Source organism: Mucilaginibacter sp. BGA-UO-ETr-C110, from assembly GCF_059567985.1.
In genome coordinates this window covers 5,500,881-5,513,782 of sequence record NZ_JCAQPB010000002.1, presented here as the reverse complement: position 1 = coordinate 5,513,782, position 12,902 = coordinate 5,500,881, and the positions used below count along the sequence as shown (strand labels likewise).

Here is a 12,902-nt window from a genome sequence, read left to right as displayed (position 1 = left end):
CTACATTTGCATATACTGATAAATTTGTATAGTACTAACATAAATGTAAGTATGAGAAAAGAAACCTCCACCAACCTGGAAAATGAAAAGCTGATCCTTGCCGGTTGCGGAACCTCCTATACACTCGACCTGATAGGCGGTCGTTGGAAACCTCAAATTCTATGGCGATTGTTATTGCAGGGCTGTATGCGTTATAGTCAGCTCAAAAATTCCATGCCCAATGTTTCTGAACGGATATTGATATTGCAACTGCGCGAACTGGAGCAGGACAAACTCATCAGCAGACAGGTTTATCCCGAAGTCCCACCAAAAGTTGAATACCGCTTAACCGATTTGGGCTTGAGCCTAAAACCCGTGCTTTGCTGCCTGTCTGAATGGGGCGATGCCAACCGGCCAAATAGAGTAGTAAGTCCGGAATCGGTGGTTTTGAGTGAGGAGGTGTAAGTTCTAAGTATTGAGTCTTCAGCCAAAAGTCATAGGTTTTTCCGGTCAGCAGATAAGCTTCGGGCGACTTTCAATTATTGAATTACTGATTAAACTCAATCATTCTTTTCCTCCGTCAGCAGATAAGCTTCGGGCAAAAGCGGGCAGAACAATGCTGGCATGTGCGGCTGTAAGGGCATTAGCAAACCTTGCCGAAGCCAAGGATTGAGCGAACGAAGTGGAGGTAAGGTTTAGCAGCCGTGGTTCTGTCTGATTTGCAGGGCAAAGGCCTTGTGCGGCAAAGAAGCATTTCTGCTGACTTGATTTTTGGTTACTTTGTATCAAGACAAAGTAACAGCCTCAGCGGCAATTGAGCGTTCTACGACATACTTATTCGCTCTGTATAGCATAGAGATTGCTTCGTTCCTCGCAATGACGCACGTTCTGAAATGACTTAACTCAACTCCTCAGCAGTAACTCTGCAACTTCTTCACCAACCAAACTACCCATAGCCACCCCCATACCATTGCAGCGTACGGCACAAAATATATTGGGTTGTATTTGCTTTACTATCGGGGTAATTTCTTCGCCAAAACCCATAATCCCGCTCCACCAGTAATCAATTTCAACATCCTGATTGGGCAATATTACCTCATGTAGATAGCTGATCAGTTTTTCCTTTACGGTATCGGTATGTCCAAAAGCCCAGGTCTCTTCGGCTTTATAGTCCAGGTTGCGACCACCACCAAACAGTACGCGGTTATCAATATTACGGAAGTAGTAATAACCTTCGTTAAAGTGATAGGTGCCTTTGAGCTTTAAACCAGGTACCGGTTTGGTAACCAACACCTGCCCCCTCCCGGGAATCACGTTGAGTTCCGGATAAAGCTGACTGGCAAAAGCATTGGTAGCCAGTATCACTTTACCAGCCTTAAAATTGCCCTGTGAAGTAGCGAGACTGATATGCTTGTCTTCATGGTTGATAGCTGTTATTTCGCAATTGTTTAACACCAGCACACCTAAGCTGTATACCTTATATAATAAGGTACGCATCATTTTACCGGTATGTAGTTGCCCTTCAAAAGGATTGTATATGATATGACTAACATTGCCGAAACCAAAATCTGCAATTTTAGCATCCGCCACTGCATAAATGTCAGGTTGGCTAATGGCCTGTTGCAATAATTTATTGAGATGGCCGATCTGTTCTATACAGTTTTGGGCGGTATCCTTTTCATGGCTCATAAAAAGTTCATGACCGCCATGCTGATAATAATCCATATTGGCATCGCCCAGGTTTTCCCGTAAACGTTGCAGACCCCGCCATTTATAGGCCACCAAACGCATGGCTTCTTCTTCGGACGATTGATTAATGACAGAAATTTGTTCGGAAACTGTACCAAAACAGGCAAAACCAGCGTTTTTAGTACTGGCTCCTGATGGTAAAAAGCCCCGCTCCAAAACCAGCACTTTTAAATGAGGCTGCTGTTTTTTTAAATGCAGCGCGGCGCTTACGCCAACCAAGCCACTGCCTATGATGATCACATCGGCCTGATCAATGAACGCGGTGCGTTCCCAATATGAAAATGAAGGTTCCAATTTAAGTCAAAAGTAAAAATTGCGAAGCACTCTTGAACACCATAAAACAATAAAACGTGAAAAATTCAAAATTCAAAATAGAACATTACACAGAATAAGGTCTTTTAGTTTGGCTTAGTAAATGAATCGGAATAGTTTTTGAATAATAAAATTGAAAGGCATTTTTGAATTTTGACTTTTAACTTTTGAATTAAAAATGAATCACTTATCAATAATAATTGGATATATCGGCTACAATTCGGCCTGGTTCCTGATGATCGCGATCGCCCTGATAAGCTTTATAGTACAGTGGCGGTTCAGAAGCAAGTTTAAACAATACTCGGAGGTGGCATTACTCTCGGGTCTGTCCGGCCAGGAAGTAGCCGTAAAAATGCTGCGCGCCCATGGCATATTTGACGTACAGGTAATTTCTGTTGAAGGACAATTGACCGATCATTATAATCCCGAAACAAAAACGGTGAATTTAAGCCAGGATGTTTTTTACAGTCGCAGTATAGCCGCGGCGGCTGTTGCGGCACATGAGTGCGGACATGCCGTTCAGCATGCGCAGGCTTATGGATGGTTAAGTTTCCGCTCGGCTATGGTGCCTATTATTAATGTTGCATCAACCCTAACCCAGTGGACTTTGTTTATCGGCATCATGCTGTTATTTTTCGCCCATAGCCCCTATGTATTGGCGGTGGGTGTTGCTGCGTTGGCATTGGTTACCTTTTTCAGCTTTATAACACTCCCGGTTGAATTTGATGCCAGCAGGCGGGCATTGGCCTGGCTCGATAATAATTACAGCATCATGCAAACCGCGCAGGAACATGAGCAGGCAAAAGATGCCCTTTGGTGGGCTGCCATGACCTATGTGGTTGCCGCTCTGAGCGCGCTAGCTACGCTGGTTTACTATGCCTCGTTTTTGTTTAACAGGAGAAACTAAGGGAAGAGAAGCAAGAGATAAGAATCAAGAAATAAGATCTCTGATGTAATTTTGCTTGTAGATCTTAATTTTATGTCATTGCGAGGAGGAACGACGAAGACAACCGACCAGAAGGAGCTCATTAATACCTAAAAAAAAACAAACACAACATTAATAATCTCGTAGCTATTCCATCGAAGAGAACACGAGGAGATCGACACGCTATCGCTCGCAATGACATGGTTTATTGAGGAATTCCCTGCCGATTTACAAATTCCCCAGTTTTAACTCATTTACCGCGAAATGCGCCGCCCGGGCGGTAAAAGCCATATAGGACAATGATGGATTTACACACGACGACGACACCATAAACGATCCATCGGTAACAAACACGTTTTTGGCGTCCCAAACCTGGTTCCATTTATTAAGTACCGATGTTTTTGGGTCATTCCCCATGCGCGCTGCACCCATTTCATGAATAGCACCTATGTTTTTTCGGGCTACAAAACCCTTCACATTTTTCAGCCCGGCTTTTTCAAACATCTCGACCGCATCATTTAACGAATCGATCTCCATCTTACGCTCATTTTCTTTGAGTTCTATGTCGACAGATAAAGTGTTGAGCCCCCATTTGTCTTTAACCTGCTTGTTAAGGCTCAGTTTGTTTTCATGATAGGGCAATACTTCGCCAAAACTCGCCATAGACATTGCCCAGCTTCCCGGCTCCGTTAGCGCATCCTTAAAATCGGCTCCAATACTCAGTTCGGCAATTTCCCTGCTCCACCCTTCACGACCAGCCGAACCCTGGTAACCAAACCCCCGCAGGTAATCGCGCTTATCTCCAAACAGGTTGCGATAGCGTGGTATGTATATGCCATTGGCCCTGCGACCAAAATAGTATTTATCCTCATAGCCTTCCATAATACCGCTGGCCGCGCCGCCCACATGGTGATCCATCACGTTATGGCCAAGCTCACCGCTACTACTGCCCAATCCATCAGGCCATACATCCGTAGCTGAGTTCATCAGGATCCAGGCGCTGTTAAAAGTAGAAGCGTTTAAAAAAATGATCTTCGCGGTATAGGTATACGTTTTATTGTTTTCAGCATCAAGCACTTCTACACCTGTTGCCTTTTGGGTATCCTTGTTATATAATACCCGGGTAACTATCGACCATGGGCGAACCGTAAGATTTTTGGTGGCCATTGCCGCCGGCAGTGTGGATGATTGTGTACTAAAATATCCTCCGAAAGGACAACCCAGCGCGCATTTATTGCGGTACTGGCAATTGGTACGCCCGGGTAATGGCTGGGTAATATTGGCCGTGCGACCAATGATCATGTGACGCTGCCCATTATATTGTTTTTTTATACGCGCCGATACTTCTTTTTCTACACAATTCAGCTCCATAGCCGGCTGAAACTGCCCGTCGGGCAAGTGCGGCAGGTTTTCTATAGAGCCGCTGATACCGGCAAAACGCTCTACATGATCATACCAGGGCGCTATATCTTTGTAGCGCACCGGCCAATCGATAGCTATACCTTCTTTAGCATTGGCTTCAAAATCAAAATCGCTCCAGCGGTAACTTTGTCTGCCCCACATCAATGAACGGCCGCCTACATGGTACCCTCTCCTCCAATTATAGGGCTTAACCTGCGTATAAGGATTTTCCCGTTCGTTCACCCAATAATCCATATTGGCTTCAATAAGTCCATGCGCTTTATCCTGAACAGGATAATCCTTTACTTTTGATTGCGGTGGAACATCGCGGTGCGGCAACTCCCATGGTGCTTTGGTAGCGTTGGTATAATCTTTTATGTGTTCAATGTTTTGTCCACGCTCCAGCATCAGTACTTTTAAACCCTGTTCGGTAAGCTCTTTTGCCGCCCATCCCCCAGAAATTCCGGAACCTACAACAATGGCATCATAATGGTAATTGTCCATAAGCAGTGATGATCGTTTTAACTGGTCTTTTTGCTAAAATAAAAATACGGTTTGTATCTTTTGTATGATACATGTATTTAAGACATATATTTAAAAACTTACGAGGTTTAAAACTTCGTAAGTTTTACAACCTGCTTAACCAAACAGACCAACCTCACATAACTATCTATCAACAACTTACCTTTCATGAAGCTTTTATGAAGAGCCACTGACCCTCTGGCAAATCTTAATGTAATATTCATGTTACCCCGATAGGTTTGGTTAAAATTTATCGACATGAAAAAAACAGTGAAAATATTAGTGGTGCTTTTGGTTACCTCATTAGCAGCAGTTAAAACCTATGCGCAGGTAAGTATAGGATTATCCGTACGGATAGCTCCGCCTGCCCTGCCGGTTTACACACAACCTCCATGCCCTGTTGACGGCTATTTATGGACCCCGGGTTACTGGGCCTATGCCGACGATGGCGGATATTACTGGGTGCCCGGCGTTTGGGTAGCCCCTCCCCGCGTTGGTTTTTTATGGACACCCGGCTATTGGGGTTATGACGGCGCCATTTATGTTTTTCACCAGGGCTACTGGGGCAGACATATTGGCTTTTACGGCGGGGTAAACTATGGTTATGGTTATGGCGGTGCAGGTTATGTTGGCGGCAGATGGGCAGGCAACTCCTTTCAGTACAATACCGCTGTGGTTAACGTAAATAATACCGTGGTACACAATACTTATATCAACAAAACGGTTATCAATAACAACGTAACAGTAAATAATAACCATACCAGTTTTAACGGTCCGGGTGGGGTCACTGCACAGGCCCGGCCAGAAGAACAGGCTGCGGCTCGCGAGCAACATGTACAACCAACCAATGACCAAATCAATCATCAGCAGATAGCTGGTAAAGATCGCAGCCAGTTTGCATCGGCCAATAACGGTCGCCCGGCTACAGCAGCGATGAATAAGGTGGATGGAAACCGTTTTAATACCGAAGGCCGCAGGGCCAGGGTTTCAACACCGGATGGAACAAATAACAATGCCGACAGAAGTAATCGTGCGCAAGCCAACAACAATGCCGATAACCATACCGCAGCCAATCAGGATAACGCGAATAAAAACGCTTCACCAACCGGCCAAGCTGCAAGGCCGCCACACCAATGGCAGACAGGTAATCCCAACGCGGGTAATACGCGGCAACCAGCTCAAAACCAGCAGTCGGCTATGGCCCGTGCACCAAGACAACTGGTGAGGCATCCTGCTCCGGGAAGACCACATGCAAATCCAAGACCACAGGAACACGAAAAACACAGATAATCGCTTTCCCCAAATTCAATATCATATATACGCAAAAGCCCGGTTGATAAATCAACCGGGCTTTTTTATGCTTAAATTGTAAACATTTGATTAATTAATATTTAATGATGATATTTAATTTAACCACACAAACCTTTCACAATTCATGGCTAAAAAGATTGATTCACAAAAAGTGATGTTAGATCACTCAGAAGCAAAAGTTAAATTACTAGGAAAATATTTGGATAGATATTTAAACATCATCGCAAATGATGGTTATACTGAGAAAATAAACATATTCGATTTATTTTGTGGAGAGGGATTATACGAAAATGGCGGAAAAGGAAGTCCAATCATTATTTTAGAAAACGTCAAAAAACTTCATTCGATTAATTCTGGTAAAATTGATAAAATCCCTTTTATTGATATATTCTTCAATGATATTAAAAAAGAAAAAACAGACAAGGTAGAAGGAATCGTTAAACAAAAAAACTTACACTCCGAAAGTTTTGGAAAGTTAAAGTATAGTAATAAAAACTATAAAGATATTGTACCCAAACTGGCTGTATTTACAGATAAATTAAAAAACGAAAAAGCTTTTATTTTCATAGACCCATATGGATATAAAGAAATTAGAGCAACTGAAATAAAAAATCTGTTAAAGTCTAAAAAATCCGAAGTCTTATTATTTTTGCCTACACAATTCATGTATCGTTTTGATGAAAAGGGTACTCCTGAATCTCTTATTGAATTATTAGATGACCTTGTAAATTATGATAATTGGAAACCGAATCAGTCTGTTTTTCATTTTATAGATCAGTTCAAAGAGGCGTTCAAGCAAAACTTAGGAAATGAGTTCTTTGTCGATACATTTACGATACAGAAAGATCAAAATACGGTTTTCTGCTTATTTTTCTTTTCAAGCCACATTCGGGGTTTTGAGAAAATGCTGGAAGCAAAATGGGAAATTGACACAGATGCGGGAAAAGGCTGGAAATATGAAAGATCAGGTAATTTATTTGAATCATTCAAAACTAATCCTCTTGAGAATTTATTACTAAAAAAATTAGCAATAAATTCCATTAATAATAAAGAAATGTATAACTTTACTTTGCATTCCGGCTTCTTACCAAAGCATATTAATGAAATTTTAAGTAGCTTACAAAATGATAATAAAATTGTTGTGACGTTAAAAAATGGTGAAAAGGCACGAAAAAATTCATTTTATATAAGCTACGAGCATTATAAACAAAATGAACTTAAAGTCTTAATTAAACTTAGTTAAAAATGGCACAATCTGATATTGAATGGACAGAGGTAACCTGGAACCCAGTTACAGGTTGTACCAAAATTAGCCCGGGCTGCAAATTTTGTTATGCAGAAGCAATGTCTAAACGGTTAAAAGCAATGGGCGTTGAAAAATATAAAGATGGATTTAAACTTAGAACCCATCCAGAAGTATTAAATACCCCCTTTACTTGGAAAAAGCCAAAGGTGGTTTTTGTCAATTCAATGAGTGATTTATTTCACGAGGATGTTCCACTTGATTTTATTAAGGCTGTATTTTCAGTTATGAATAACACCCCTCATCACACATATCAAGTGCTAACTAAACGTTCGGAAAGAGTTTTGGAATTATCAGGTCAATTAACTTGGACAAACAACATATGGATGGGAGTATCTGTCGAAAATGAGGAATATACCTACCGCATAAATGAACTTGCACAAACAGATGCTCAAACAAAATTCTTATCTATTGAACCTTTGATTGCCCCACTTAAAACATTAGTATTGGATAAAATAGACTGGGTTATTGTAGGGGGGGAATCCGGTCATAAAGCAAGGCCACTTAAAAAGGAATGGGTTGATTTTATTAGAAGCAAATGTGAAGAAAAGGATGTGGCATTCTTTTTTAAACAATGGGGAAAAGCAAAGTTCAATATAAACCAAGATGATCCAACCATAGATTCAGATCATCCCAAGCATGCAAAGGGAGGATGCGAATTGGATGGAAAGATTTACAGACAAATGCCGTCTAAAGCTGCAGCATAATTGCGGGCTTAATTCATCCTGTAGGGCGCGATCAGGTAAAATTCTGGTATTTGTACATTAAAGGACGCATTATCCAGCAAACGGTTCATCTGGTATTCGCCTTTCATGCTGCCCATATCAGTTTTCAGGTTACAGCCCGATACATACTCATGCGCATGCCCGGGTTCAATAACGGGCTGTTGGCCCACTACGCCTTCGCCTTCCACTTCGCGTTTTGCGCCATTTGAATCAAAAATATACCAATGCCTGCTGATGAGCTGTATGGCATAGTTACTCATATTTTCGATATTCACCTTGTAGGCAAACATAAAGTGGTCATTAGCCGGATTCGAATATTCGGGCTGATATATGGTCTCGATGGAAACCTTAACACCCTCAGTAATAGTGGTAACCATGTGAATTAATTCTGTTTAGTTTCAAATATAAACATCTAAACAAATATTACGCCATCTCAACAGCATATTTTTCTTCAATTTCTGCTAAAATTTCGTAGAGCTCCTCTAAAGTACCGGCGGTTACCAGTTTCATACGATATTCTTTAAAGTTTTCGATGCCTTTAAAATAGTTGGAATAGTGCCTGCGCATCTCAAAAACGCCTGTTTTAGGACCTTTCCATTCAATTGATTTTTGCAAATGCGTGGTACAGGCAGCTATACGCTCGGTAATGGTTGGCTTATCCAGGTGCTCTCCGGTTGCAAAAAAATGCTTGATCTCGCGGAAAATCCAGGGATATCCAATAGCGGCCCGGCCTATCATCATACCGTCAACACCAAACTCCATGCGCCAGTTAGCGGCTTTCTCCGGCGAATCAATATCGCCATTACCAAAAATAGGGATCTTGATGCGTGGGTTTTTCTTGATATCACGTATCAGCGCCCAATCGGCTACGCCTTTATACATCTGCGACCGGGTACGGCCATGAATGGTGAGGGCTTTTATCCCCACATCCTGCAGGCGTTCGGCAACTTCATACACATTTTTGGTATTATCATCCCAGCCCAGGCGCGTTTTTACGGTTACCGGCAAATGTGTGGCTTCAACCACGGCCTTGGTCATGGCTACCATTTTGTCAATATCCTGTAATAAACTGGCACCGGCACCACGGCAGGCTACCTGTTTTACCGGACAGCCATAATTGATATCCATCAGATCGGGCCCGGCAAGCGATGCTATTTCGGTAGCCTCGCGCATGTGGTCAATATCGCTGCCAAATATCTGGATACCTATAGGGCGTTCATACTCAAATATATCCAGTTTTTGGCGACTCTTGGCTGCATCACGGATCAGTCCTTCAGACGAGATAAACTCGGTGTACATCATATCCGCGCCGTTTTGTTTGCACACGTAACGGAAGGGAGGATCGCTCACATCTTCCATCGGTGCCAGCAACAGCGGGAACTCTCCTAAATCAATATTTCCTATTTGTACAGACATGCTTATCTTTAGCGTTGCAAAAATACGAATTTTACACCAAATGATAAAAGACCCCATTAAGGATATAAAACCTTATCAAACTGATATACATCCGCTATTACAATTACTGATCCTTTTCTTCTTCCTGATCTTTGTCCCCGGGATCGGTTTTTTTGTAGCCAAGGGCATCATCACCCTACTTTATGGGGCACAAACCTGGACCGACGTAGGCACCTTTAATATCGCAAATCCGCAGGTAAAAAACGGTTTATGGATCCTGCAGATCGTAAGCACCACTATTCCGCTATTTGCCATTCCTGTACTTTTTGCGCGTTTCATTGTGCGTAATACATCAACTTATTTAAAGCCTACCTTTAATTTCCCGCCGGTTTTATTTGTATTGGTATTCTCCATCATGCTGTTTTCATCCCCGGTGATGGAAGTATTGGTGAATATCAATCAAAAACTAACCTTACCCGCCCCGCTTAAAGCCATTGAGGACCTGATGCGTACCCTGGAGCAGCAGGCTCAAAAAGCTACCGATGCTATGCTGAACATGAAAAACATTGGTGATATGCTTTTTGCCGTATTGGTAGTTGGCTTATTAACCGCCATTGCCGAAGAATTTTTATTCAGGGGATGCATCCAAACCATATTTATCAAATGGACCGGCAATACCCATGCGGCTATCTGGATCACCGCCATTGCGTTCAGCGCCTTTCATATGGAGTTCTTTTCGTTTTTACCGCGGGTGGCACTTGGCGTTTTCTTTGGTTATTTTGTAGCCTGGAGCGGCAGTGTATGGACTGGCGTTTGGGCGCATTTTTTAAACAATGGCTCGGCAGTAGTTATTACTTACTTGTACCAACATAAAGCAATCAGCCTTAATCCCGACGATCAGCATGTATTTAATTATGGCAGCTATGCTTTTAGCTTAATATTTATTTTAATTTTGCTTTACATATACAGGAATATAGCTCTCAAAAAGCCCATGTTTGATTTTTAATGGAAAAAGGCTGGATCAAAATTTTTACTTCATCCAATTTTTATCAATCAGAAATTGTTAAGCAAGTGCTTACGGGGCACCATATTGACACCGTTTTGATCAACAAGCAAGATTCATCACACAAGGCCTTTGGCAATATCGAAGTATACATTCACCAGGAGGATTTTAGCAAAGCCATCGAGATCATGATCCTCAACCAAATTAGTTTATGAAAGTACGCGCCATTACCGGCTTCTTTTTTGTTATAGTGATGCTGGGCTCAGTTTTGTTGGGCTCCTATGTATTCAGTGCATTTTATTTGATCCTTACTTCGTTTTGCCTGTTTGAATTTTACAAACTGGTGCGCGAAGGTGGTTTTAAGCCCAGTCGCGAAAGCGGACTGATCAGTGGCTTCCTGGTATTTCTTTTTTTCGCGGCCCAATGTTATTTGCCGGCCTGGAAGTTCATCTTTTTTTTGCCGGTAACTTTAAGCGCGGTTTATATACAGGAATTGTATAAAAAATCGCCGGCGCCATTCAGCAATTTGGGCTTTACCTTTTTGGGGATCCTTTTGGCGGTTGTACCGTTTTTGTTTTTCCATGCTATGGCCTTTATAAGTGGAAGTTTCAACTTTCATATCCCTATGGGCTTTTTGATCATGTTGTGGAGCAACGATACCGGGGCTTATCTGGCTGGTCGTGCGTTTGGACGTACCAAACTGTTTGAGCGCCATTCGCCCAAGAAAACCTGGGAGGGATTTTTTGGCGGCGTACTGATCAGCGCCGTAGCGGCTTTGATCATGAGCCATTTTTATGTGGAGCTTTCCTGGAAACAATGGGTGAGCATAGCCGTTTTAATATCATGCTTCGGCACCATGGGCGACCTGGTGGAATCCATGTTTAAACGGAGCATCAACGTGAAGGACAGCGGCGGGATATTACCGGGGCACGGTGGCTTGCTCGACAGGTTCGATGGGCTCTTATTAGCCGCCCCAATTGTTTACGCGTACCTGTACTTCATTTCAAATTAGTAGTTTTGTAATAAATAACCCCATACTATGACTTTTCATAAAGAAGGATATACCTCACTGGCGCTAACCATATTATTTTTGCTGGTTTTAAACGCTGTTATCCAATTTTATATGCCGCAGGCGCATACCTTAAAATGGATAATCTATATTTTCTCGTTCCTGTTTCTGGCCGTGATCGTGCAGTTTTTCCGCAGTCCGTTTTTTGATATCAGCACAGACGAAACTACGGTGCTTTGCCCTGCCGATGGCAAGGTGGTGGTGATTGAGGAAGCTGATGAAACCGAATACCTGAAAGACAAGCGTATCCAACTGTCGGTTTTTATGTCGCCGGTAAATGTGCACGTAAACCGCAACCCTATAGCAGGTGTGGTAAGTTATTTTAAATACCACAAGGGCAAATACCTGGTAGCCTGGCACCCTAAATCATCAACCGAAAACGAGCGGACTACCGTTGTTGTACAGAACAGCGAAGGTGTATCAGTATTGTTCAGGCAAATAGCCGGCGCGCTGGCCCGCCGTATTGTGTGGTATGTGAAAGAGGGAGATATTGTTGAACAAGGTCAGCAATTTGGCTTTATTAAGTTTGGTTCAAGGGTGGATGTATTTTTACCCCTTGGCTCCAAAATACTGGTAAACATTGGCGATGTGGTTAAAGGTGGTCGTACCGTATTGGCCGAGCTACCAAGCGCGTTAACCGCCGTTACCGCTACGGAAGAAACCGCCGCTATCAAACCGGTATCTATGGAATCATTGACTGCTTCTGCACCAGTTGCAGAACAGATAGCCAAAGAAGAACCAACCGTAATTGAAAATGAAGCACACCAGGGCGAATTACCACTGGTGATCGATCATCCTAAAGCCGAAGAACCTAAAAAGCCTGTAAAGAAAGCAGCGCCCAAAAAACCGGCTGCCGCTAAGGCTCCCAAAGGCAAAAAAGAGTAATCATTTATTGCGATATAGTAAAAGCCGGTCAATGACCGGCTTTTTTGTGTTTGGCTCCCTGTATGATAAACCTTGCATAGCTTCAACCCTCCACGTCATTGCGAGGTACGAAGCAATCTCTACGAAAGCAGATTCATTTGCTTAGCTTAAATTTAAACTTGTCATTACGCTCTGTGTAGCATAGAGATTGCTTCGTACCTCGCAATGACGTGCGCGGAGACATGCAAATTGTTGATAAGCAACAAGCCCAAATTTTTCCCATAAAAAAGGCCTTCCCGAATAAAAATCCAGAAAGGCCTTTTGCAATATCAAATACTTTTCCG

12 protein-coding genes and 1 pseudogene are annotated in these 12,902 nt (G+C 42.6%); 9 read left to right on the top strand and 4 right to left on the bottom strand.

What is annotated here, in order from left to right:
* Window positions 1-51 precede the first annotated feature (51 nt).
* Complete coding sequence (locus tag AC57BQ_RS23770; protein ID WP_496408620.1) at window positions 52-444, top strand: winged helix-turn-helix transcriptional regulator; 393 nt, start codon at window positions 52-54, stop codon at window positions 442-444.
* Window positions 445-882: 438 nt separating this feature from the next.
* Here AC57BQ_RS23770 and AC57BQ_RS23765 read toward each other — a convergent pair whose 3' ends face one another.
* Window positions 883-2,022: an NAD(P)/FAD-dependent oxidoreductase gene (locus AC57BQ_RS23765; protein WP_496408619.1), complete on the bottom strand. Its 1,140-nt coding sequence runs from the start codon at window positions 2,020-2,022 to the stop codon at window positions 883-885.
* 196 nt (window positions 2,023-2,218) lie between these two features.
* Between AC57BQ_RS23765 and AC57BQ_RS23760 the strand changes: the two genes are divergently transcribed.
* Window positions 2,219-2,947, top strand: a complete 729-nt coding sequence (locus AC57BQ_RS23760; protein ID WP_496408618.1) for a zinc metallopeptidase — start codon at window positions 2,219-2,221, stop codon at window positions 2,945-2,947.
* A 246-nt stretch (window positions 2,948-3,193) separates the two neighbouring features.
* Here AC57BQ_RS23760 and AC57BQ_RS23755 read toward each other — a convergent pair whose 3' ends face one another.
* The gene (locus tag AC57BQ_RS23755; RefSeq protein WP_496408617.1) at window positions 3,194-4,870 is read right to left on the bottom strand and encodes a GMC oxidoreductase; all 1,677 of its coding nucleotides are present in this window, start codon (window positions 4,868-4,870) and stop codon (window positions 3,194-3,196) included.
* Between the two features lie 276 nt (window positions 4,871-5,146).
* Between AC57BQ_RS23755 and AC57BQ_RS23750 the strand changes: the two genes are divergently transcribed.
* The 3 genes from AC57BQ_RS23750 (at window position 5,147) to AC57BQ_RS23740 (ending at window position 8,209) form a co-directional block, all read left to right on the top strand.
* The gene (locus tag AC57BQ_RS23750; protein ID WP_496408616.1) at window positions 5,147-6,178 is read left to right on the top strand and encodes a YXWGXW repeat-containing protein; all 1,032 of its coding nucleotides are present in this window, start codon (window positions 5,147-5,149) and stop codon (window positions 6,176-6,178) included.
* Between the two features lie 145 nt (window positions 6,179-6,323).
* Window positions 6,324-7,442, top strand: coding sequence for a three-Cys-motif partner protein TcmP (gene tcmP, locus AC57BQ_RS23745; protein ID WP_496408615.1), 1,119 nt, complete (start codon window positions 6,324-6,326; stop codon window positions 7,440-7,442).
* A 2-nt stretch (window positions 7,443-7,444) separates the two neighbouring features.
* Window positions 7,445-8,209, top strand: coding sequence for a DUF5131 family protein (locus AC57BQ_RS23740; protein WP_496408614.1), 765 nt, complete (start codon window positions 7,445-7,447; stop codon window positions 8,207-8,209).
* Between the two features lie 8 nt (window positions 8,210-8,217).
* Here AC57BQ_RS23740 and apaG read toward each other — a convergent pair whose 3' ends face one another.
* A complete protein-coding gene (gene apaG, locus AC57BQ_RS23735) occupies window positions 8,218-8,604 on the bottom strand; it encodes a Co2+/Mg2+ efflux facilitator ApaG/CorD (protein WP_496408613.1) in 387 nt (128 codons plus the stop codon).
* A gap of 46 nt (window positions 8,605-8,650) precedes the next feature.
* On the bottom strand, window positions 8,651-9,643 hold the full coding sequence (gene dusB / locus AC57BQ_RS23730; protein WP_496408612.1) for a tRNA dihydrouridine synthase DusB: 993 nt from the start codon (window positions 9,641-9,643) through the stop codon (window positions 8,651-8,653).
* Between the two features lie 40 nt (window positions 9,644-9,683).
* Between dusB and AC57BQ_RS23725 the strand changes: the two genes are divergently transcribed.
* The 4 genes and pseudogenes from AC57BQ_RS23725 to AC57BQ_RS23710 all read left to right on the top strand — a co-directional run.
* On the top strand, window positions 9,684-10,628 hold the full coding sequence (locus tag AC57BQ_RS23725) for a CPBP family intramembrane glutamic endopeptidase (RefSeq protein WP_496408611.1): 945 nt from the start codon (window positions 9,684-9,686) through the stop codon (window positions 10,626-10,628).
* Window positions 10,628-10,840, top strand: a complete 213-nt coding sequence (locus AC57BQ_RS23720; protein WP_166095338.1) for a putative signal transducing protein — start codon at window positions 10,628-10,630, stop codon at window positions 10,838-10,840. Before AC57BQ_RS23725 ends, AC57BQ_RS23720 begins: the two co-directional genes overlap by 1 nt.
* The gene (locus AC57BQ_RS23715) at window positions 10,837-11,637 is read left to right on the top strand and encodes a phosphatidate cytidylyltransferase (protein ID WP_496408610.1); all 801 of its coding nucleotides are present in this window, start codon (window positions 10,837-10,839) and stop codon (window positions 11,635-11,637) included. The genes AC57BQ_RS23720 and AC57BQ_RS23715 overlap by 4 nt, the downstream gene beginning before the upstream one ends.
* Window positions 11,638-11,664: 27 nt before the next feature.
* Window positions 11,665-12,318: pseudogene (locus tag AC57BQ_RS23710) on the top strand (phosphatidylserine decarboxylase family protein); the annotation flags it as partial.
* Window positions 12,319-12,902: the final 584 nt, after the last annotated feature.

Excerpts from the sequence above, each read along its gene's own strand:
- AC57BQ_RS23770 (WP_496408620.1), top strand. The coding sequence starts at position 52 with ATGAGAAAAGAAACCTCCACCAACCTGGAAAATGAAAAGCTGATCCTT.
- AC57BQ_RS23760 (WP_496408618.1), top strand. The coding sequence starts at position 2,219 with ATGAATCACTTATCAATAATAATTGGATATATCGGCTACAATTCGGCC.
- AC57BQ_RS23755 (WP_496408617.1), bottom strand. The coding sequence starts at position 4,870 with ATGGACAATTACCATTATGATGCCATTGTTGTAGGTTCCGGAATTTCT.
- AC57BQ_RS23750 (WP_496408616.1), top strand. The coding sequence starts at position 5,147 with ATGAAAAAAACAGTGAAAATATTAGTGGTGCTTTTGGTTACCTCATTA.
- tcmP (WP_496408615.1), top strand. The coding sequence starts at position 6,324 with ATGGCTAAAAAGATTGATTCACAAAAAGTGATGTTAGATCACTCAGAA.
- AC57BQ_RS23740 (WP_496408614.1), top strand. The coding sequence starts at position 7,445 with ATGGCACAATCTGATATTGAATGGACAGAGGTAACCTGGAACCCAGTT.
- apaG (WP_496408613.1), bottom strand. The coding sequence starts at position 8,604 with ATGGTTACCACTATTACTGAGGGTGTTAAGGTTTCCATCGAGACCATA.
- dusB (WP_496408612.1), bottom strand. The coding sequence starts at position 9,643 with ATGTCTGTACAAATAGGAAATATTGATTTAGGAGAGTTCCCGCTGTTG.
- AC57BQ_RS23725 (WP_496408611.1), top strand. The coding sequence starts at position 9,684 with ATGATAAAAGACCCCATTAAGGATATAAAACCTTATCAAACTGATATA.
- AC57BQ_RS23720 (WP_166095338.1), top strand. The coding sequence starts at position 10,628 with ATGGAAAAAGGCTGGATCAAAATTTTTACTTCATCCAATTTTTATCAA.
- AC57BQ_RS23715 (WP_496408610.1), top strand. The coding sequence starts at position 10,837 with ATGAAAGTACGCGCCATTACCGGCTTCTTTTTTGTTATAGTGATGCTG.